Raw genomic sequence first — 20,916 nt, forward strand, 5'->3', positions numbered from 1 at the left:
CGTCCTTGACGGCGGTGGTCCGGATGTACCAGGACGGCTGCGCGTAGTAGAGCAGCGCGGTGTGGCAGCGCCAGCAGTGCGGGTAGCTGTGCTCGAAGGACTCGTGGCGGAAGAGCAGGCCGCGCTCCTTGAGGTCCGCGAGGACCAACTCGTCGGCCTTCTTGAAGAAGACCCCGCCGACCAGCGCGAGGTCCGCCTCGAACGTCCCGTCCTGACGGACCGGGTTCACCAGCGGAAGCCCATACGCCTTACACACCTTGTAGTCGTCCTCGCCGAAGGCGGGGTTGGTGTGGACCAGGCCGCTACCGGTCTCGGTGGTGACGTGATCGCCGTTGAGGACGATGTTGGCACCTTCGAGCGAGACGATGGAGAACGGGGGCTGGTAGCCCCACCGCTCCATCTCGGCACCGGTGAAGGACTCCCCGGTCTCCTCCCAGCCCTCTCCCAGAGCGTTCGCCAGCAAGTCCCGCGCGACGACGAGCTGCTCGGCCCCGTCGGTGGCGACGACGTACGTCACCTTCGCATTCACCGAGACGGCGGTGTTGGAGACCAGGGTCCACGGGGTGGTGGTCCAGGCGAGCAGCGCGGCGCGGCCGGCGAGCGGGCCGCTGGTGAGCGGGAACTTCACGTAGACCGAGGGGTCGACGACCGTCTCGTAGCCCTGGGCCAGCTCGTGGTCGGACAGGCCGGTGCCGCAGCGCGGGCACCAGGGCGCGACGCGGTGGTCCTGGACCAGCAGGCCCTTGTCGAAGATCTGCTTGAGCGACCACCACACGGACTGGACGTACGACGGGTCCATCGTCCGGTAGGCCTCGTCGAGGTCCACCCAGTACCCCATGCGGGTGGTCAGCTCGGTGAAGGCGTCGGTGTGGCGGGTCACCGACTCGCGGCACTTGGCGTTGAACTCGGCGATGCCGTAGGCCTCGATGTCCTGCTTGCCGGAGAAACCCAGCTCCTTCTCGACGGCCAGCTCGACCGGCAGGCCGTGGCAGTCCCAGCCGGCCTTGCGGGCGACGTGGAAGCCCTTCATCGTCCGGAAGCGCGGGAAGACGTCCTTGAAGACGCGGGCCTCGATGTGGTGGGCACCAGGCATGCCGTTGGCGGTCGGCGGGCCCTCGTAGAAGACCCACTCGGGACGGCCCTCGGACTGCTCCAGGCTGCGCTGGAAGACCTTGTTGTCCTGCCAGAAGCTGAGGATGCCGTGCTCCAGGGCGGGGAGGTCGACCTGGGCGGGCACCTGGCGGTACTGAGGGGATGTCATCGGCTGCTTACTCCGGCGGGTCTGCGTGGCTGCTTCCAGGGCCTGCCGGTCAATGCCGGTCATCTCGTTCGACGCCCATCGGCCGATTCATCATAGGGCCAAGATCCGCGCAGACCAGCGGCGTTGAGGTTTTCGGCCGCGAAATATCAGGATCCGGACAGGGGCGCCACCACCAGCGCCGCCTGAACGCCCGCAACCGACCCGCTGACCGGTTAGAGAACGGAACCGTCGATCCGGGTCGGCTGCGCCCGGGAATTTCTCGGGAACGAGAATCTCCCGAATCGCCCTTCCAGAGCCGGAACTGACGAAATCCGCGTTCCAATGCGGCGACTTGGGGCGAGGCGTCAATGTCCGCGACGTGCTGCACACCGACGGCGAGTCCCCGGATCAGGCCGGTCCGCCGAACCATCGATTCGAGCAGCCCGCGGATTTCACCCGCAGTCACAGGGCCGGCGCAAGCAACCGGCGAGTGATGATCTCCGCCAGCGCGACGGCATTCTCCTCGACGTAGAAATGGCCTCCGGAAAAGAGGTGGACCTCCGATGACTGAGTGGTGTTCAGACGCCACATGTCGAGCTGGCCGGCCGTGAAGATGTCGTCAGCGCCATAGCAGACCACAATGTCCGCCTCGGTGACGGTCTGCCGCTCCCTGGCCAGGAAGGACTCGGAGATCGAGAAGTCCGCGCGGAGCAGATCGGCCGTCCGGCGCCGCAGTTGCGGATGGTCGAGGATCTGCTGGGCCACCCCACCGCCGGACTTCGCCGCGATCTCGAAAATCTCCTCATCGCTCACTGCGAGCGGTGAGCCGTCGAACGGCAGAACGGCGCCCCGGGGGCCGGAGTTGGCCGAGGCGAACAAGGTGACGCACCGGCTGGGGGCACCCGTCTCCTCCAGCCGGGCCGCCAGCGACAGACCGACGTAGGCCCCCAGGCTGTGGCCGAAGACGGCGAACGGAGCACCGATCGTATCGACGACGCCCATCAACGCCTCGACGGCCTCGTTCATCGCCGTGGCTGGCGCTTCCCGCCACCTGCGGCCCCGCCCCGGCAGATCCACCGCGATGGGCTGGATACCCGGCGGCAGCGCCCTGACCAGCGGGTCGAAGTAGGCGGCGGATCCGCCCGCGTGATGGAGCAGCACGAGCGGGTAGGGCTTGGCGGACATCGCTCTCCAGTGAGCCGAGCCGGGACGGGCCCGGCGAAGGAGCAGGCGGAGGCGGCCGGGAGCCGCCTCCGCCGCAGGGATCCCGTCAGGGCTGCTGGTGCGGCACGAACTCGAAGCCGCGCCGGCTCTCCTTTGCCACCCGGTTGTGACCGTAGGTGTCCTCACCGGAGACGAGAACCGTGCCGTAGTCGTCGAGCACGATGCCGCCGCCGTACTCGCTCACCTCCTCGGTCCCCGGGTACACCTGGACCTGGGTGGGCACGAAGCGGGCGGCGTAACCCATCCGGTAGTCCTTCTTGGTGCCGGTGTGCGGCAGCGAGGCGTGCATGAGCGTGGACCAGAAGATCACGCACTCACCCGGCTTCATCACCAGCGGGAAGGCCTGGGACTCGTCCGGCGTCCAGTCGGGGTCCTTCTGGAGCTGCCGGTAGTCGTAGCCGAAGAAGCCGCGCTTGATGCCGTCCTTCTCACGAGCGTTGAACGCCTCGGCTTCGTACTCCATGCCCTTCGACTCGTCATAGTTCATGACCTTGTGCGTACCGGGCATCAGCTGCAGGCAACCGTTCTCCTTGGTGGAGTGCGTGAAGGCCGTCCACACGGTGATGGTGCCGCCGAAGGCCGGCAGGCCGTTCTCGGAGGGCCACAGGATCTGGGGGGTGCCACTGGCATGCGCGAAGGTCGCGGCCTGGTGCCAGTCGGTCCCTTCGTCCCCCTGGTACTTGGGGAAGAACTCGCTGCGCCAGCACAGCAGGTTCGGGCCCAGGATCGACGCTACGCGGTCGACGATCTCCCGCTTCATGATGTGCTCGGACAGCAGGTCGATGTCCAGGTGCCGGTCGTAGTTGGAGATGCTGCTCGCCTTGCCCGAGCCCACGGGGTAGATGGCGTGGGTGCGGTCGCGCAGTTCACGCTGGACGGTCTTCCAGCGCTCCTCCATCTCCTCGACCTCGTAGATCTTGATGGGGCCGAGGAAGCCGTCCCGCTCGAACTGCTCGAGCTGGGCCTCGGTGAGGGGGAAGGTCGTCTGCTCGGAAGTGGTCATCGCTGTCATCCGCTCTGTACGGTGGTGTCGGCAAGACGGACTACGCCGGCGGCAACCTCGCCGACGCTACGCTCGAAGAGGACCTCGATGTCCAGCTCGACGCCGAAGTGCTCCTTGATCCGGTTGCCCAGTTCGAGCGCGAGGACCGAGTGGCCGCCCAGGTCCAGGAAGTTGTCCTCGGCCGTGACCGGCTCTTCGAGGATCTCCGCGGCCCAGCGCAGGACCAGCTCCTGAGCTTCAGTCACCTCGGGGTCGATGTACGCGGTTTCAGTCATGAGCGCTAGCCATTTCATTCCATGATCGGGCGACGGCGGCCCGATCGACCTTTCCGTTGACCGTGCTGGGCAGCTCCGGCAGTCGCAGGTAGCGAGCCGGCTGCATGTACGCGGGCAGTTCGTCCTTGACGTGGCCGCGGAGCTCCGCGGCGGTCGGCACCGCGTTCTCGTCGCGGGCGACGAAGGCGCAGACCAGCCGGTCGTCGCCGGCCTTGAACTGCCGCACCTGGACCACCGCGTCGAGCACGCCCGGGTGACTGCGGACCACGGCTTCGATATCACTGAGCTCGATGCGGTACCCGCGGAGCTTCACCTGCAGGTCCGCACGGCCGATGTACGCCAGTGCTCCGTCGGGCAGCCGGTTCACCAGGTCGCCGGAGCGGTAATAACGGACGGCCTCCCCGGTGTCCGGGTCCCTGACCGCGGGGTACTTCTCGCCGGTCAGGTCGGGCCGCTTGAGGTACCCCTCGGTGACCTGGGGGCCGGCCAGCCAGAGCTCGCCGGACTCTCCGTCCGGGACGTCCCGGCCGTCCTCGTCGACCACCCGGAGCCGGAAGCCCGGGAGGGCCGCACCGATGACGGAGCGGTCCGATGCCAGGTCGTCCAGGCCGACTTCGTGGAAGGTGGTGAAGACCGTGGTCTCCGTGATCCCGTAGCCGTTGACCAGACGAGGCCGCTCCAGACCGTACCGCTTGGCCCAGGGGTGAAGCGTCGCGGGCACCAGCTTCTCGCCGCCGAAGACGACGTAGCGCAGGTCCGCCAGATCGTGGTCCGAACGCAGAGCCGCCGCGGCGAGCGCGGTGAAGGCCGTGGGCGTCTGGTTCAGCACGGTGATGCGCTCGTCCACGATCACCTGCAGGTACTTCTCCGGCGACCGCGCGGCCCAGTGCGGCAGGACCACGAGCTCGGCGCCGGTGGTGAGGGCTCCCCAGACCTCCCAGACCGAGAAGTCGAAGGCCAGGGAGTGGAAGAGGAGCCAGCGGTCCTGCTCGTCGAAGTCGAAGACCGCTCGGGCTGCGGTGAACAGCGCAGCTGCGTGGTGGTGCCGTACCGGCACGCCCTTCGGGGCGCCGGTCGTCCCCGATGTGTAGATGACGTACGCCTCGGCCGACGGATCGTCAATGGCCGCCGGCACCTGCCGGGCCGGAAGTCCGGCGAGCTCGGCGATCTCCGCCTCGGTGATCACCGCCCCGATCGCGGAGCCGGCGTACTCCTCGCCCGGATCGCCGACCAGTGCGGTCGCCTCGCTGTCAGCGATGATGAAGTTCTTTCTTGCCGGCGGGTGCCGGACGTCCAGCGGGACGTAGGCCGCCCCCGCCTTCAGAATGCCAATCATGGCGGCGATCGCCTCGGCGCCGGGGAGCATGCGCAGGGCGACGCGGCCGCCCGGCCGCACGCCCTGGTCCCTGAGTAACTGTCCGATGCCGTCCGACCAGACGTCGAGCTCGCGGTACGAGTACCGCTTGCCGTCGGCGGACAGCGCAGTGCGCTCCGCACGGGCGGACGCCACTTCCCGGAACATCGCTAACAGGCCGGTTTCGGCCTGCACGGAAACGGATTGCGTCATTTGGTCCCCCATTTACGCCCCGAATAAGTCTCAATATCCGAGACGCAGTGGCCTCACAGTTCGTGGCCCGATGACGCTGGCATGGATCATGTGGACACGTCAAGAAGTTGTGATGCTCACCACAAGCAGTGGACGAACGGACAACTCCCAAGATTGACTCGCTGCGTCGTGTGCCCTGCCGTTCACTCCTGGTAGGCAAGTGAGGCCGCGCTGCGCGCCGGCCCCCTGGGGCACCAATACGGCTGAAGTCGCACGCAACGGACAGCTCGATCAGTCCTGCAGTCGGCTTCACGGCGTTGACGAATCGAAGCAAGGTGAATCCGGGGGGAGACTTGGCCAGAATCGACCGGCCCAAATCCGGGCATACCGGATATCAGGGAAGAATTCGAGCCGCAGCCGCACTCACGGTCCTGGCGCCGCTCGCGGTGGTGGTCACAGTGTCGCTCCACGTGACGGAGCCCGCGGCCCGGATCGACCCGGGCGACGCAGAGCAGGCCACACTGGACATCGTCGGCCACTTCCTGCTCGGCGTGGTCGCGGTCCTCGCGGTGTCTCACATCTTGGGACGCCTGGCAGTTCTGCTGCGCCAACCGCGCGTTACCGGTGAGATCGTCGGCGGCATCCTTCTGGGCCCTTCCTTACTGGGCTCGGTGGCGCCGGGCGCTGCTCGCTTCCTCTTTCCCGCCGGTGTCACCCCGATGTTCAACGGACTGGCGCAGCTCGGCCTCGTCCTGTTCATGTTCGGAGTGGGCCAGGAACTCGGGGCCATGCGACTGCGTGGGGCCGCGCCACGGGCCCTGCTGATCAGTCAGGCCTCCCTGCTCGTGCCGTTCGCGGCGGGAGCGCTGATCGCCTTGCCGTTGATGGGCCAGTACATGGCCGGCGAAGTCCGCCCGGTGGCCTTCGTGTTGTTCGTCGGCTGTGCGCTGAGCATCACCGCCTTCCCCGTGCTGGCCCGGATACTCGGCGACCTGGGCCTGACCCGGACCAGGCCCGGGCAGCTGAGCCTCTTCGCGGCGGCGGTCGGTGACGGCGGCAGCTGGCTGATCCTCTCCGTGATCCTCTCGCTCGCTCACGGTTCGAATCCGGCCGCCGTGCTGGGCCGGTCCATCGCGGTGATCGGCGTGGTCGCGCTCTTCGTCGGGCCGCTGCGCCGGTTGGCGGCGAGGTGGCCCGACCGCGGGGACTGGGCCGAGCGGGCGCCCACCGGTGCGGTCCTGCTCGTGATCGCCGTGGCTGCGACCGCAACCCTCACGGCCGTCCTGGGCATCCACCAGCTCATCGGCGCGCTGCTGGTCGGCCTCGTCTGGCCCCAGCAGAACCGGGCCGCCGTCGCAGCAGCGGCCCCGCTGGCGACGACGGCCAAGACCGTCCTGCTGCCCTTCTTCTTCCTGGGATTCGGGCTGACCGTCAACCTCCGGTCGCTCCACCTGGACGGCACCGCCGGCCTGGTCCTCCTCGCGCTGATCGTCGTCGCGACCCTGTCGAAGGTGATCGGCCCCGGGCTGTGCGCCCGGCTGACCGGACTGCCCTGGCGGGAGTCGGTCGTCCTCGGGGTACTGCTCAACGCGCGCGGACTGACCGAGCTGGTGGTGATCCAGATCGGCTACCAGGCCCACATCATCAGCCAGCAGATGCTCGGGATGCTGACCATCACGGCCCTGGCCACCACCGTCATGACCGCACCCCTGCTGCGGGCCGCGGGATCGGGGCGCGGTCCGGACCAGCCGGCCCCAGCCCTGGTGGAGCCGGTCGAGCCCGTGCTGGCCGGGACGGCGGCGCTCAGTGGGACGCGCGCTGGTAGATCGCAGGAGTGATGCCGTACGTGCGCCGGAACCACCTGCCGAAATGGGCCTGGTCCGCGAAGCCGACGGACGACGCGGCCTGGGCCGGCGTCAGGCCGCGGACGAGCAGTTCCCGCGCTCGGCGCAACCGCAGCAGGCGCTGGTAATCGCTGGGCGCCATGCCGAACTCCGCGCGGAAGGCCCGGTAGAGGGCGTAGCGGCTGCATCCAGCCTCGGCCGCCAGCGTCTCCGTGGACAGCTGGTCGACGAAGCACTCGTGCAACCGGGCCTGGGCGCGCCGGGCGGCACGGCGCAGCGCCGTACCCTCCAGGGCCTGGGTGCGCGGCGCCCTGGTCGCACCGCGCTCGGCGAGGGTGAGGACGGTCGCGGTGAGCAGCTCCTCCCGCTCGATCAGGCTCGCACGGTCGACGAGCGCTCCGTGCAGGCGGGCCAGCAGCCCGGTGAGCGTCGGATCGGTCAGCACCGGGCGGACGAACAGTGGCATGGGGCCCGACGGGCGGGCTGCGGCATCGGCGAGGATGCCGCGGACGACGGCGGGCCCGATGTGCACGATCCGGTACCGGTAGCCCAACTCGGCGGCGGCGCGGCCGTCGTGGACCTCGTCCGGGTTGAACGCCATCACCATGCCGGCTCCGCTGGTGTGGTTGGCCCCCCGGCAATGGAAGCTCTGGGCACCGAGATCGGTGATGCCGAAGGAGTACGTGTCGTGGCTGTGCGGCGCGTACACGTGCTCGAGGAAATGTGCGTGCATGGCCTCCAGGGACCGCTCCTCGTCCCGCCAGTACCGCACCCAGCTGCTCGCCTTCGACATGAACCCATTGTCGCCGCGCACCAGCGTTCAAGACACGAGCAGCGAACTCAAGGAGAGTCAGACCATGGGAACATCAGGCAGGATCAGCAATCCGTACGTCCTCCTTCTGGCGACGATGGTGCTCTGGGGCAGCTCCTTCTCAAGCTCCAAGGTCGTCGTGGACCACATGCCGCACTCGGTGGGCGCGCTCCTGCGCTTCGGCGGCGGCGCGGTGGCCCTGCTCCTCGCGGTGGCGATGTTCGGCAACCGCGAGGTCCGGGTACCGGCCCGCAGCGGATGGCTCGCGGCAGCCGCCGGCGTGCTGGGTGTCTTTGCCTACAACGGATTCTTCTTCTGGGGCCTGTCCCTCGCCCCGTCCCTCGACGCCGGCATCCTCATCCCGGTGATGAGCCCGCTGCTGACCAACGGCTTCCTACTCATCACGGGAAAGGAGAAGGCGAATTGGGCTCGGGTGACGGGCCTGGGCCTCGGTCTCGCCGGCGCGGCGGTCTTCTTCGTCGGTGCGGGTGGACAGGGCTCGGGCGGCTCCTCCCGGCTCCTGGGTGACGCGCTCTTCCTGCTCAGCGCCGTCTGCTGGGCCTCGTACACCCTGATCGGCCCCCGAGTGCTCGCGGGCGTCGACCCGCTGCGGGCCACGACGTACGCGACCTGTGCGGGCGCTGTCCTGCTCGGCGTCTTCGCGGCCCCCGATCTCGGCAAGGTGACCTGGGCGGACCTGCCGGCCGGCGTCTGGTGGAACGCGGCCTACCTGGCCATCGGTGCGGCGGCCGTGGCCAACCTCCTCTACTACCGAGGAGTCGGCTCCGTGGGGCCGGCGAGGGCTTCCCTCATGATGTTCAACGTGCCGATCGTCAACACCCTGTGTGCCACCGTGCTCCTCGGGGAGTCGTTCGGCGCGCTCCAGGGCGCCGGTGCTCTGGTACTGGTCCTCGGGGCCGCGCTGGCAGTGACACAGGGCAAGCTCCCCAGGCGCTCGCCCGTGGCGGACACCCGGCAGCCGGCCCCCGTCAGGACCAGGGAGAGCGAGGCCAGCCCGGCGACGAGCTCCTGACCCGGCCCCGCCGACCAGGTCCGGCCCGGACTCGGCATGAGCTGCGGCGAGGTTGACCCGTCCGCGCCCCTGACCGCGATGCGGAGGCGGTTCCCGTAGTGGAGTGGGTCCAGCCGGAAGGTGGCGGCGGAATGCCCGGTGTGCCGATCGGGGCACCTGCAGTTGCTTCCTCTGGACACCTGCCGTCGGCCTTCAGACCGCGGCGGCGACGTTCTGTCGTGCTGAAGTGTGAACACCTCTCCTCGGCTTCACGGCCTGCTTCACGGCTGCCCTTTTCGCGGTCGGCTTCTGATCCGCCGCCTTGCTCGAGGCCTTGGTCGCGGTCTTCCGGGCCTTGCTCTCTGCCATGCACGAAGGCTACGCCGAGCGGCGCACCCCTGGGGCCGATCGAGCGACGGAAACGGCCCTGCCGGGGCCGCCGTTGTGCAGGGAGAACGGTTCGACCGGGGGGAGAACGGATGATCAGGGTCCTGCTGGCGGAGGACATGACCATCATGCGCCAGGGGCTGATCGCCCTGCTCTCGTACGAAGGGGACCTGGCGGTCGTCGCCGACGTCGAACGCGGGGACGAGGTGGTGCCGACCGCGCTGCGGGTCCGGCCGGACGTCGCGGTGATCGACATCGACCTGCCCGGCCTGGACGGGCTGCGCGCGGCAGCCGAGCTGCGCGGGCGGCTCCCGGAGTGCCGCACGCTGATCCTCACCGGGTTGGTACGGCCCGCCGACCTGCGCCGGGCGCTGGCCGCCGGGGCACTCGGCTTCCTCGGGAAGGACGCACCGGCCGAGGTACTGGCGGCGGCGATCCGGAGGGTGGCGGCCGGGGAGCGCGTCGTCGACCCGGAACTCGCCGTCGCCGCGCTGGAGGTGCGGGAGAACCCGTTGACGCCCCGGGAGCTGGACATCCTGAGGCTGGCGGCGGAGGGCGCGACCGTCACGGAGATCGCCGCCCGGCTGTTCATCTCGACCGGCACCGCCCGCAACCACCTGGCGGCCGCGGTGGCCAAGACCGGTGGGCGCAGCCGGGTGGACGCCATCCGGATCGCCGGGGAGATGGGCTGGCTCCCCCTGCCGTAACCGCCCGTGCGTTTCGCATGGATTCGGCCGTGGACGACCCATGCAAAGGCTTGACCAAGCCTTTCTTCGCCCACGCACGGAATCCCGGTCACCGCTTCCGCGGCTAGGCTCGCGATGACATCGTGGGCGACTCGCCGGGGGGGCTGAGCAGCGTGTTGAAGCTGGCCTGGAAGACGGTGCGCGGGCGGAAGGCGGGCTTCGCCGGGGGCTTCGTCGCGCTCTGCCTGTCCCTGGTCCTGACCGTCGCCTGCGGCGTGCTGCTGGAGTCCGCGCTGCGCGCCGGCACACCGACCGAGCGCTACGCCGCCGCCCCGGTGGTGATCGGCGGCTGGACCCGGATCCCCGACGCCGGACCGCTGGTCGACGGGCTCTCCCGACTGCCCGGCGCTGCGGCCGTCGTCCCGGAGCTGTCCTTCCCGGCCGCCGTGGTCACCGCCTCCGGGCAGGTCCTCACCGGGCCGCAGGGCGGCCCCTCGCTCGGGCACTCCTGGTCCAGCGCGGTGCTCGCCCCGTTCCGGCTGATCGCCGGGCGGGCCCCGGCCGGGCCGGACGAGGTGGTGCTGGACGACGCGACGGCCGCCCGCGCCGGGGTCGCGGTCGGGGCGACCGTACGGCTGGCGACCGTCGAGGCCCCGCGTCCGTACACGGTGACCGGGTTGGTGGCGGCCCCGGCTCGGCAGTCGGTGCTGTTCTTCGGCCCCGAGCAGGCCGCCCGGCTCGCGGGCACGAGTACCGGCGCGGACGCGATCGGCCTCACCGCGAGCGACGGGGCCGACCCGCGGACGTTGGCCGCGCTGGCCGGGCAGGCCGTCGCCGAGGCCTTCCCGACGGACGGGTCCGCGCTCCGGTCCCGGCCCCGGGTGAGCACCGGCGAACGGCGCGGCGAACAGGAGTTCGCGGGCGCGCCCGGGCCCGGGGACGGCCTGTCCTCGCTCGCCGGGACGGTCGGGGCGCTGTCGCTGTTCGTCGCCGCGTTCGTGGTGGCCGGGGCGCTCGCGCTGAACGTCCGGCAGCGGCTGCGGGAGATGGCGCTGCTGCGGGCGGTGGGCGCCACGTCGGGGCAGGTGCGACGGATGATCGCACTGGAGACACTGGTCCTGACCGTCGCGGCGGCGGCGGTCGGGGGGCCGGTGGGAGTCGGCCTCGCCGCGTTGCTGCGGGGCGAGCTGGTCGACCGCGGGGTGGTCGGCCCGGACGTACGGCTGTACGTCGGGCCGACCGCTCCCCTGATCGTCCTCACCGGGACGGCGGTCACCGCGCAGCTGGCGGTGTGGGCCGCGGCGCGCCGGGCCTCCCGGGTGGAGCCGACCCGGGCGCTGCGCGAGTCCGCGGCGCCACCGCCGGGGGTCGGCCGGGTCCGGACGCTGCTCGGGGTGGCGACGCTCGCGGTGTGCGGCGCGGTGCTGGCCGGGTCCGCGGGCAGCCGCCGCGGGGCCGGGACGGCGGAGAGCATGGTGCTGGTGCTGCTGCCGGCGGTGGCGCTGCTCGGGCCGCTGATCGGCCGAGTGACGGGGTCGCTGGTCGGCTGGCCGGTACGGCGGCTCTCCCCGGTGGCCGGGCACCTGGCCGTCGCCGAACTGCGCGCCCAGCCGCGCCGCTTCGCGGCCGCCGTCACCCCGCTGGTGCTGGCGGTGGCCTTCGCCGGGACGACGCTCTTCGTCCCGGTGGTCAAGGCCCGGGCCGCCGCGGCCGAGGACGGGCGGCGACTGCTGGCGGACCAGGTGGTCGAGGCGGGCGGCATCGGCCTGCCGCCGGAATTCCCGGCGGCCGCACGACGGTTGCCGGGGGTCGGGGCGGCGGGCGCGGTGGTGCCGACCACGACGGTGTTCTCCGCCGGGACCTCCTCGTACGGGGGCGAGGCCGGGATCGTCGATCCGCAGGGGCTGACGGAGCTGGTCGACCCGGGCGTGACCAGCGGCTCGCTGTCCGAACTGCGCGGGACGGCCGTCGCGTTGGGGCAGCGGGCGGCCGCCGCGCTCGGCGCCCGGGTCGGGGGAACGGTGCGGATCGGCTGGACGGACGGCAGCACCGGCACCGCCACGGTGGTCGCCGTGTACGAGCGGGACGCGCGGTTCGCCGACGCGCTGCTGCCCGCCGAGTTCGCCGCCGGCCACGCACCGGACCGGCTGGCGCCGACGGTGTTGGTCCGTTCCGCCCCCGGCGCCGATCCCCGGCTGGTCGGCCGGGAGTTGCGGGGCCTGGTCGCGACCTATCCGATGGCCCGGGTGAGCGACCGGGCGGACTACGACGAGGCGCGCCGGCTCCGGCAGCAGTCGGCCACCGCGGTCGGGCGGCTGCTGCTCGGCATGATCAGCCTGTTCACCGCCGTCGCCGTGGTGAACACCCTGGTGATGGCCACCGGCGAGCGACTGCGGGAGTTCGCCCTGCTGCGGCTGGTGGGCACCACGCGCGGCCAGGTGCTGCGGATGACGGCCTGGGAGGGCGGGATCACGGTCGGGGTGGCGCTGCTGCTCGGGGCCTCGGTCACGGCCGCCGTCCTGGTGCCGGTCAACCTGGCGCTCACCGGCACGGCCTGGCCGTCCCTGCCGGTTTCCTGGGTGGGCGCGGTGCTGGGCGGGGCGGCGCTGCTGGGGGTGGGCACGGTGCTGCTGACCGCCCGGCTGGCGCTGCGGCGCAGGCCGGTCGAGGCGATCGGACTGCGGGACTGACGCGGGGCCGAGGCACGGCTGAGGCGGGACTGAACGGGACTGGACGGGACTAGCCGGGGACGACGGCGGTGAGGCGGAACCAGCCGGATCCGTCCCGCTCGACCGTCAACTCCCCGCCCAGGGCGCGTATTCGCCCGGTCAGGTTGGGGACTCCGCGGCCGCCCTCCGGCTCCCTCGACGCGGCCTCGGCCGGGGCGCCGTCGTTGGCGACCACCAGGCGTACGGTGCCGTCGTCGTCCCGGCCCGCCCGGATCTCGCAGTGCCGGGGCACGCTGTGCCGCAGCAGGTTGGTGACCGCCTCCCGCACCACGGTCGCCAGCGCCGCGTCGGGTTCCGGCCGCAGGGCGCCGCAGTCCAGGGCGACCTCGACGCCGATCCCGGCCGCCCGCAGCACCGAGGCGGCCGAGCGGCACTCACGGGCCAGCGACATCCGCACGTCACCGCTCGACAGGCGTCGGCTGTCGGACATCGCCTGCCGCACCATCACCAGCGCCTCGGCCATCTCCGCGCGCGCGGCCTTCGGGTCCTCCAGGGCCAGCCGCTCGGCGAGTTGGCACTTCAGCGCCGCCACCGACAGGCTGTAGCCGAGCAGGTCGTGCACGTCCCGGGCGAAGCGCAGCCGCTCCCGGTCCACCGCGAGTTCCGCCAGTTCCGTCCGCGCCGCCCGCAACTCGGCGGTCAGCTCGGCGAGTCGGGCCACGCCGTACACCACGATGCCGCCCACGGCGGTGGAGACGCTCGCGTTGACGCACTGACCGGGCTTGCCGCCGAGGGCCGCGCAGAGCGGGTACTGCCCGGCCACCAGCGCGCCGAACAGCAGCCGGCGGCGCGGCGATCCGACCGTCAGCAGCACCGAGGCGGCGAACGAGCCGGGGATGCCGACCCACGATCCGTCGAAGACCAGGAAGGGCAGGTAGGTGAGCGCCCCGTGGGCGGGCAGGCTCCACGGCCACCAGCGGCGCGGGGCGCGCCAGGGGCCGGCGTGCAGGATCTGGAAGCCGAGCAGGACCGACAGCAGGGCCACGGCGGCCAGTTGGTAGGGCAGGCCGTCCCGGTTGCGGACGGTGGCCACCACCGAGGCGGTGAAGAAGCCGACGGCCACCAGCAGGACGATCCCCCGGGCGAGTCGGGCCATCGGGTCGGCCGGGCCCTCGCTGCGGGCCTCACGAGCCCGGCCCGGCTCGACGCTCCCGCGGGTGCTCACCGGAGGGTGCGGCCGATGGTGCCCTCAAGGGTGTTGAGCAGCCCGGCCAGCGCCTCGGCGAGGCGCTCCTGCTCGTCGGGGGTGAGGCCGGAGAGCAGCGCGCGGTCGTACGCGACGAGTTCCTGGATCAGGCCGTCGACCGACTCCCGTCCGGCGTCGGTGAGGGAGAGGTGGGCGACCCGGCGGTCGCGCTCGCCGGTGCGGCGACTGACCAGGCCGCGTTCCTCCAGCAGCCGCAGGCGCTTGGTCACGGCGGCGCCGGAGGCGAAGCTCTCGCGGGCCAGCTGGGTGGGGGTCAGCTCGCGGTCGACCCGACGCAGGGCTCCGAGGATGTCGAACTCGGCGCGGGTGAGGCCGGCCCGGGTGAGCGGGTCGGGGGTCTGCTGGAGCAGCGCGGCGCAGCGGTTGATCCGGCCGAGGACGGCGATCGGGCCGGTGTCCAGGCCGGGGTACGCACGCTCCCACTGGCGCAGCACACCTGCGACGACGTCCTCCACGTGCGCTGCTCCCGTTCCGCGACCGACCCGTTCGTTCGATCCTAGGGCCTGCCTGCCGGGCCCCGGACGGCGCGCGCCCCGGCGCCCCGGCGCTCCAGCAGGGCCGTCAGCAGGTGGTGGGCGTGCCGTTCGGTGTCAGCGGCGCGCTGGTGCGGGAGGGCCGGGCGGCGCCACTCGCCGGTCGCGGTGTCGGCGGCCTCGCGCAGTTCCAGCAGGGCGGTGGCCAGCCGGGTCCGGGCGGCCGCGGCCTCGGCGCCGGCGGACGCGACGGCCGCCCGGGCCTCGCGGGCGGCGGTCTCGGCCCCGGTCAGGGCGCGGGACAGCCGGGCGGCGGTCCGGCGGTTGGTGACCAGCAGGCACGAGGCGAGGCCGGTGAGCGCGCCGACGCAGGTGTCCAGCCAGCGGTCGGCGACCAGGGTCCGGGCGGGTTGCAGGCCCGCGAACTCGGTCATCAGCAGTGCCATCGGGGTGACGAAGACGGTGGCCAGCCAGTAGCTGCGGGCGATGGTGGCCTCCGCGCCGAACTGGCAGAGCAGCCCGAGCCCGATCAGCGCCACCGGGCCGGAGTGGGCGAGGGGCAGCGCGGCGGTGAACAGCGTCAGGCCGAGCAGGTTGCCCAGCACCCGCTGCAGCGCGCGCTGCCAGGAGAGCGTGCTGTTCGCCTGGAACACCGAGGCCGCGGTGACCACCGCCCAGTACGGGCGGCCGACGCCGAGCGCCAGCGAGAGCCAGCCGGCGGCGGCGCAGCCGACCGCGACCCGCAGGCCGATCGGCAGCAGCGCCGAGCCGGGCCGCAGTGCGGCGCGCAGCGGGGGTCGGGGGTCGGGCCGGTGGGCGCGCAGTTCGGCGGCCTCCGCCTCGGTGAGGTCGAGCAGCGGCAGCGGGCGGCCCCGCCGCAGGTCGTGGGCCCAGGCGGCGTACCGTTCGGCGGCCGCCGGGTCGGCGGGCCCGGCGAGGGCCGCCTCGGCGTGGACGAGCAGCCGCTCGGGCGCGTCGCCGAGGGCGCGCCGCCGCGCCGGGGAGGAGAGGGCGAGGCTGTGCCGAGCCACGTCGACCGCGCCGACCAGGGCGGTCCGGGCGGCGGCGTCCGGCGCGCCCGGCTCGGTGCGCAGCAGTCGGACGGCGGCCTCCAGCGCGCGGGCGGTGGCGATCCGTTCCGGGCCGTACGGGCACGGCAGCGCCGGGGCCAGGCACACCAGCCAGGCCAGGGCGGCGCCGAGCACGGTGAGTGCCAGGTGGGGCGCGAGGTCGGGGAGCCGCTGGGGGACGAAGGCGCAACTGACGGTGGTGAAGGTGATGATCAGACTGCCGGGCGGGCCGATCCGGGCGGCGTCGCAGAACAGCTTGTGCAGCGCGGCGAGCGCGGCCGCCATCGTGACCAGCAGCACGGCGTCACGGGTCAGCGCGGCGGCGGTGAGGGCGGCGCCGGTGCTGAGGACCGTACCGAGCAGCACGCCGGCCAGTGTCCGGGCCCGGGCGCGGTAGGGCAGGCCGTGCCCGTACAGCGCGCCGAGGCCGCCGGCCGAGGTGTAGAGCGCGAGGTCCAGTCGGCCGAGGGCGAGCAGGGTGAGGTTGAGGGCGCCGAGGGTCACCACGGCGCTGAGCGCGGGCTTGTGCCAGATGTCGCCGGGCGGTCCGACCCGGAGCGCCTGCCGGAACTGGGCGGTTGTGGCCATGGAAAAAGATTAGCAGGTAATTTACTCGTGAAACATATGTCTCCGAGACGGCGCCCGCTCCCCCGGTTCACAACCCGTCGAAAAATTTCCCGCCAGGAGCGATGAGTTCTGCGACGAGTCCCGGTCTACCCCCATGACCGACTCGAACGAAAGAAGGAACACCCCCGTGAACACCGTGATCTCCACCGACGGCACCACCCTCGCCTGCACCGTCACCGGCTCCGGCCCGGCCGTCGTCCTGGTGGACGGGGCGATCGGCCACCGCGGCTTCGACCCGGGCGTCGCGGTCGCCGAGCAGCTCTCGGCCCACCACACCGTGTGGGCCTACGACCGGCGCGGCCGCGGCGGCAGCGGGGACACCGCGCCCTTCGCCGTGGAGCGCGAGATCGAGGACCTGGCCGCCGTCATCGCGGCCGCGGGCGGCTCGGCCTGCGTCTTCGGCATCTCCTCGGGCGCCGCGCTGGCGCTGCGGGCCGCCGCCGCAGGCGTCGACATGACCCGACTCGCCGTCTACGAGCCGCCGTTCAGCACCGAGGAGGGACAGAGCGAGCGCTTCGTCGGGTACGTCACCGAGCTGGAGGCGGCACTCGCCGAGGACCGTCGTGGGGACGCCGTCGCGGCCTTCATGACCTTCGTCGGGATGCCCGGGGAGATGGTGGACGGGATGCGCTCCGCCCCGGTGTGGCCGGTGTTCGAGGCGGTCGCGCCGACCCTGGCGTACGACGCGGCGGCGCTCGGCGCGCGGACCGGCGCGACCGTCCCGGTCGACCTGCTGGCCGGGATCGCCGTGCCGACCCTGGTGCTGGACGGCGGCGCCAGCCCGGAGCTGCTGCGGGCACCCTCCCGCGCGGTCGCGCAGGCCGTGCCGGGCGCCGAGTACCGGACGCTGGCCGACCAGACCCACGAGGTGGCGGCCGAGGCGCTGGTGCCCGAGCTGGTGAAGTTCTACGCCTGAGGCCTGGAGCCGGGGAGTGCGTGAACCCACGTTCACATCGGCGTCCTAGTCTGATCGCAATCTGATCATCAGAGACCGAACGAGGGAGCAACGGGAAAGCATGGACCAGGACTTCACGGACTTCCGGGACATCCCCACCACCACCCTGGCCGACGTCCTGGGCCGCGCCCAGGTCATGGACATCGGCCTGCGCCCGCTCTGGGCGGGCATGCCCCGGGTGGCCGGACCGGCCTTCACGGTGCAGTGTCCGCCCGGCGACAACCTGATGCTGCACGCGGCGATCCACCGGGCCGAGCCCGGCTCGGTGATCGTGGTGGAGTCCGGCGACCTGGACTACGCGCTGGCCGGCGGCAACGTCTGCGCCGTGGCGCAGCGCCGGGGCGTCGCCGCCTTCGTGGCCGACGGCCTGATCCGGGACCTCGGCGAGGTGCGGGAGCTGGGCTTCCCGGTCATCGCCCGGGGCATCATCCCGATCCCCGGCTCGAAGAAGCAGCTGGGCACCCACGGCGCCCCGGTGCGCTGCGGCGGGGTGCTGGTGGCGCCCGGCGACATCGTGGTGGCCGACGAGGAGGGCGTCGCGGTGGTGCCCGCCGCCGAGCGGTCGAAGGCCCTGGAGGCGGCCCGGGCGAAGCTGGCCAAGGAGGCCGCCGAGACCCTGGACGACTGGGAGGCCGCCCACCGCGCCCGGATCGACCGGAGCCTCGCCGAGCTGGGCTTCACCGGCTGACCCCGGGGCCCGGTTCCTGCGGTCAGCCCCCCGAGGTCAGCCCCCGCGGCCCGTCCCCGGGGTCAGTACAGCCCGTTCAGTTCACCGAAGCCGAGCGCCCCGTCGAGCTCCGTCAGCGTCCCGGCGCCGAGCAGTTCGACGGCGGCGCGGCGGGCCGCGGTGTACGCGAGCTGGGCGAGGCCGGTACCGACGCTGATTCGCCGCACCCCCGTGGCGGCGAGCTCGGCGACGGTCGGCCCGCCCGCGACGGCCATCGCGTTCACCGGCAGCGGCGAGCGCTTGCACAGCTCGGTGAGGGCGTCGAGGTCCAGCAGCCCGGGGACGAACAGGCCGTCCGCGCCGGCCTCGGCGTAGGCCTCGGCCCGGACCAGCACGTCGTCCAGCCCGCCCAGCCCGAACAGGAACACGTCGGTGCGGGCGTTGACCGACAGCTCGGGCAGTCCGGCGGCGGCCGCCGCCGTCCGGGCCGCGCGCAGCCGTTCGGCCTGCCCGGCCACCGGGAACAGCGGCCCTCCGACGGCCGTCGAGTCCTCCAGGTTGACCCCGACCGCGCCCACGCCGACCAGCTCGGCGACGGTCGCGGCCACATCGGCGGGCAGCGGCCCGTACCCGCCCTCGGCGTCGACGGTGACCGGCAGGTCCACCGCCGCGACGACGCGGCGGGCCGCCTCGACCGCCGCCGCCCGGTCCAGCCGCTGGCCGTCGCCGCGCCCGAGCGACCAGGAGACGCCGCCGCTGGTGGTGGCGATCGCCTGCGCGCCGGCCGAGGCGATCACCGCGGCGCTGCCCGCGTCCCAGGCGTTGGGCAGGACGAGCACGCCCTCCGCGAGGAGCTCGCGCAGTCGCAGCGCCCGCTCGCGGGCCTCGGTGGTGGTGGACGGACGCCCGGTGTCGGACATGGGTGTACCGGCTTTCGTGCGGATCGGTGGGGACGGAGGCATCCTGCGCCCCGGCCGAGCGGGCCGCCAGTGTTTAAGCTGGGGCCGAATCTTCCGAAGGGGGCCGCAGATGCGGACGGAACTCCACTTCTCCGCACAGGACTTGGCGCTGACCCGGTTCGCCGTCAGCCCGATGCAGGAGGTGGTGACCAGTCTGCGCGCCCTCGCGCACTCCCCCGCCCCCGCACTGCACCGCCGCTGGGCCGGGCAGGTGCGCGAGCGGCTGGCCGACGCCGGGCTGGACCGGGGCCGGCTGGCCGCGATGGTCCCGCCCGACGGCCATCTGCCCGACTTCCTCAACCCCGCCCCGGCCTCCTTCTCCCCCACGCTCGCCGAGGAACTGGCCGCGATCACCGCGACCGGCGAAGCGCAGGTCCGGGCCGACCTCGGCATCCTGGCCGCCGAGGCGGGCGGCCGGTTGCCGGCCGCCCTGGAACCGCTGCACCGCGACCCGGCGGCCCAGCTGCCCCGGCTGGCCGCCGAGATCGAGGCGTACTGGGAGCTGGCGCTCGCCCCGTACTGGGCCCGGATCCGCGCACTGCTGGCGGCGGACGTCTTCCACCGCTCGCGGCAGGCCGCCGAGCACGGCACCGCCCGGATGCTGGACGAGCTGGACGAGACGGTCCGCTGGGACGGCACCGCGCTGCGGCTGGAGCGCCGGCACTGCGCCGTCACCCGGCTGAACGCCGGCGCCGGGCTGCTGCTCCTGCCGTCGGCCTTCGCCTGGCCCCGGGTACTCACCCGGGTGCTGCCACCGGACCCGCCGCAGCTGATCTACCCGGCGCGCGGCACGGCCACCCTGTGGGAGGACCGCCCGGGCACCGCGGCGCGCACCGACGCGCTGGCCGCCGTCCTCGGCCGCTCCCGCGCCCGGCTGTTGGCCGAGCTGGACTCCCCCGCCTCGACCACCGAGCTGGCCCGCCGCACCGGACTGTCCGCGGCCGCCGTCTCCCAGCACCTCACCGCCCTGCGCGCGGCCGGCCTGACCAGCGCGCACCGGGCCGGGCACACCGTCCTCTCCGCCCGTACGGCGGTAGGCGACCCCCTGTTCGACCGGAACGACCAGACGTTCGACACGCCGACGGCCGCCGGGCACCCCGGCCGATGACCCGCCGGTACGAATGGCCCCGCACGGCACCCCCGGACACACCCCCTCCTCATATGATCGGAGCGACATGCGCCATGCTTGGTGATGCAGAACACTGAACGGAACTTGCGCCGGACGGCCCAATCGCCGTACGGCCGAGAAGGAGGAAGCACGTGGACGACGTTCTGCGGCGCGCCGCACTCTTCGCGGCACTCGACGACGAACAGGCCGGCGAGCTGCGCGCTTCCATGACGGAGGTCACCCTCGCCCGTGGGGAGTCGCTGTTCCACGAGGGCGACCCGGGCGACCGGCTGTACGTCGTCGCGGAGGGCAAGGTCAAGCTGCACCGCGCCTCGCCGGACGGCCGCGAGAACATGCTGGCCGTGCTCGGCCCCAGCGAGATGATCGGCGAGCTGTCGCTGTTCGACCCGGGCCCGCGCACCGCCACCGCCAGCGCGCTGACCGAGGTCAAGCTGCTCGGCCTCGGCCACGGCGACCTGCAGCCCTGGCTGCACGCCCGCCCCGAGGTCTCCATCGCACTGCTGCGGGCCATCGCCCGCCGACTGCGCCGGACCAACGACGTGATGTCCGACCTGGTCTTCTCCGACGTGCCCGGCCGCGTCGCCAAGGCCCTGCTGGACCTCTCCCGCCGCTTCGGCGTGCAGTCCGAGGAGGGCATCCACGTCGCCCACGACCTCACCCAGGAGGAGCTGGCCCAGCTGGTCGGCGCCTCCCGCGAGACGGTCAACAAGGCGCTCGCCGACTTCGCCGGCCGCGGCTGGCTGAAGCTGGAGGCGCGCGCGGTGGTCCTGCTGGACGTCGAGCGGCTGTCGCGCCGCTCGCGCTGACGCTCCGAGCACCGCGAAGGGCCCGTCCGGGTGGCGGTTTCTAGCGGTCGTTGCAACACGTGATCGGTTGTCTAGGCCCAATGCCACTGACTTAACGGCGATCGCGAGCCGCTGATCTGTGGCGATGCTTCGGGCAGAGGGCCGTGGCAGAACGCAAAGTCACCGGCATTGTGTCTAGGCCGCGAGGAGTTTAGCCAGACGCTCGGCTGGGGTTTCCCAGCCGAGCGTCTTGCGTGGACGGCGGTTGAGCTGGTCGGCGACGGCGG

At 72.6% G+C, this 20,916-nt stretch carries 19 protein-coding genes; 8 read left to right on the top strand and 11 right to left on the bottom strand.

What is annotated here, in order from left to right:
- The 5 genes from ABZW30_RS42870 to ABZW30_RS42890 form a co-directional block, all read right to left on the bottom strand.
- On the bottom strand, window positions 1-1,261 hold a 1,261-nt coding region (locus tag ABZW30_RS42870), incomplete at its 3' end, for a class I tRNA ligase family protein (protein ID WP_355676746.1).
- A gap of 441 nt (window positions 1,262-1,702) precedes the next feature.
- Window positions 1,703-2,425 carry an alpha/beta fold hydrolase gene (locus ABZW30_RS42875; protein ID WP_355676747.1) on the bottom strand — a complete coding sequence of 241 codons (723 nt, stop codon included), beginning with the start codon at window positions 2,423-2,425 and terminating at the stop codon, window positions 1,703-1,705.
- 85 nt (window positions 2,426-2,510) lie between these two features.
- The gene (locus tag ABZW30_RS42880; RefSeq protein WP_355676748.1) at window positions 2,511-3,467 is read right to left on the bottom strand and encodes a chlorinating enzyme; all 957 of its coding nucleotides are present in this window, start codon (window positions 3,465-3,467) and stop codon (window positions 2,511-2,513) included.
- 5 nt (window positions 3,468-3,472) lie between these two features.
- Window positions 3,473-3,742 (bottom strand): phosphopantetheine-binding protein, encoded by a 270-nt coding sequence (locus tag ABZW30_RS42885; RefSeq protein ID WP_355676749.1) that lies wholly within the window; start codon window positions 3,740-3,742, stop codon window positions 3,473-3,475.
- On the bottom strand, window positions 3,735-5,252 hold the full coding sequence (locus ABZW30_RS42890) for an amino acid adenylation domain-containing protein (RefSeq protein WP_355676750.1): 1,518 nt from the start codon (window positions 5,250-5,252) through the stop codon (window positions 3,735-3,737). Before ABZW30_RS42890 ends, ABZW30_RS42885 begins: the two co-directional genes overlap by 8 nt.
- A gap of 506 nt (window positions 5,253-5,758) precedes the next feature.
- Here ABZW30_RS42890 and ABZW30_RS42895 point away from each other — a divergent pair.
- Window positions 5,759-7,126: a cation:proton antiporter gene (locus tag ABZW30_RS42895; protein ID WP_355676751.1), complete on the top strand. Its 1,368-nt coding sequence runs from the start codon at window positions 5,759-5,761 to the stop codon at window positions 7,124-7,126.
- Here the strand turns inward: ABZW30_RS42895 and ABZW30_RS42900 are convergent.
- Window positions 7,092-7,925: an AraC family transcriptional regulator gene (locus ABZW30_RS42900; protein ID WP_355676752.1), complete on the bottom strand. Its 834-nt coding sequence runs from the start codon at window positions 7,923-7,925 to the stop codon at window positions 7,092-7,094. The genes ABZW30_RS42895 and ABZW30_RS42900 overlap by 35 nt on opposite strands.
- Window positions 7,926-7,989: 64 nt before the next feature.
- Here ABZW30_RS42900 and ABZW30_RS42905 point away from each other — a divergent pair, with 64 nt between their 5' ends.
- The gene (locus tag ABZW30_RS42905) at window positions 7,990-8,976 is read left to right on the top strand and encodes a DMT family transporter (RefSeq protein WP_355676753.1); all 987 of its coding nucleotides are present in this window, start codon (window positions 7,990-7,992) and stop codon (window positions 8,974-8,976) included.
- 192 nt (window positions 8,977-9,168) lie between these two features.
- Here the strand turns inward: ABZW30_RS42905 and ABZW30_RS42910 are convergent, their stop codons facing one another.
- Window positions 9,169-9,324, bottom strand: coding sequence for a hypothetical protein (locus ABZW30_RS42910; RefSeq protein ID WP_355676754.1), 156 nt, complete (start codon window positions 9,322-9,324; stop codon window positions 9,169-9,171).
- A 110-nt stretch (window positions 9,325-9,434) separates the two neighbouring features.
- On the opposite strand from ABZW30_RS42910, the gene ABZW30_RS42915 reads away from it, so the two are divergent.
- Both ABZW30_RS42915 and ABZW30_RS42920 read left to right on the top strand, forming a co-directional pair.
- Window positions 9,435-10,049 (top strand): response regulator transcription factor, encoded by a 615-nt coding sequence (locus tag ABZW30_RS42915; protein WP_355676755.1) that lies wholly within the window; start codon window positions 9,435-9,437, stop codon window positions 10,047-10,049.
- A 122-nt stretch (window positions 10,050-10,171) separates the two neighbouring features.
- On the top strand, window positions 10,172-12,718 hold the full coding sequence (locus ABZW30_RS42920) for an FtsX-like permease family protein (RefSeq protein WP_355676756.1): 2,547 nt from the start codon (window positions 10,172-10,174) through the stop codon (window positions 12,716-12,718).
- Window positions 12,719-12,767: 49 nt separating this feature from the next.
- Here ABZW30_RS42920 and ABZW30_RS42925 read toward each other — a convergent pair whose 3' ends face one another.
- Genes ABZW30_RS42925 through ABZW30_RS42935 form a run of 3 tightly spaced genes read right to left on the bottom strand, consistent with a single transcriptional unit; the run spans window position 12,768 to window position 16,095 of the window.
- Entirely contained in the window at window positions 12,768-13,922 is a 1,155-nt protein-coding gene (locus ABZW30_RS42925; RefSeq protein WP_355676757.1) for a histidine kinase, read from the bottom strand.
- Window positions 13,919-14,419 (bottom strand): MarR family transcriptional regulator, encoded by a 501-nt coding sequence (locus tag ABZW30_RS42930; RefSeq protein WP_355676758.1) that lies wholly within the window; start codon window positions 14,417-14,419, stop codon window positions 13,919-13,921. Before ABZW30_RS42930 ends, ABZW30_RS42925 begins: the two co-directional genes overlap by 4 nt.
- A gap of 41 nt (window positions 14,420-14,460) precedes the next feature.
- Window positions 14,461-16,095, bottom strand: a complete 1,635-nt coding sequence (locus ABZW30_RS42935; RefSeq protein ID WP_355676759.1) for an FUSC family protein — start codon at window positions 16,093-16,095, stop codon at window positions 14,461-14,463.
- A gap of 166 nt (window positions 16,096-16,261) precedes the next feature.
- On the opposite strand from ABZW30_RS42935, the gene ABZW30_RS42940 reads away from it, so the two are divergent.
- Both ABZW30_RS42940 and ABZW30_RS42945 read left to right on the top strand, forming a co-directional pair.
- Entirely contained in the window at window positions 16,262-17,050 is a 789-nt protein-coding gene (locus tag ABZW30_RS42940) for an alpha/beta hydrolase (protein ID WP_355676760.1), read from the top strand.
- Window positions 17,051-17,150: 100 nt separating this feature from the next.
- Window positions 17,151-17,777 carry an RraA family protein gene (locus ABZW30_RS42945; protein WP_355676761.1) on the top strand — a complete coding sequence of 209 codons (627 nt, stop codon included), beginning with the start codon at window positions 17,151-17,153 and terminating at the stop codon, window positions 17,775-17,777.
- 62 nt (window positions 17,778-17,839) lie between these two features.
- On the opposite strand, the gene ABZW30_RS42950 is transcribed toward ABZW30_RS42945, so the two are convergent.
- Complete coding sequence (locus tag ABZW30_RS42950; protein WP_355676762.1) at window positions 17,840-18,676, bottom strand: isocitrate lyase/phosphoenolpyruvate mutase family protein; 837 nt, start codon at window positions 18,674-18,676, stop codon at window positions 17,840-17,842.
- A gap of 109 nt (window positions 18,677-18,785) precedes the next feature.
- On the opposite strand from ABZW30_RS42950, the gene ABZW30_RS42955 reads away from it, so the two are divergent.
- A complete protein-coding gene (locus ABZW30_RS42955) occupies window positions 18,786-19,823 on the top strand; it encodes a winged helix-turn-helix domain-containing protein (RefSeq protein ID WP_355676763.1) in 1,038 nt (345 codons plus the stop codon).
- A gap of 152 nt (window positions 19,824-19,975) precedes the next feature.
- Window positions 19,976-20,650, top strand: a complete 675-nt coding sequence (locus tag ABZW30_RS42960) for a Crp/Fnr family transcriptional regulator (protein ID WP_030288117.1) — start codon at window positions 19,976-19,978, stop codon at window positions 20,648-20,650.
- The last annotated feature ends 266 nt before the right edge of the window (window positions 20,651-20,916 follow it).

The organism is Kitasatospora sp. NPDC004669, assembly GCF_040609455.1.
GTDB lineage: Bacteria > Actinomycetota > Actinomycetes > Streptomycetales > Streptomycetaceae > Kitasatospora.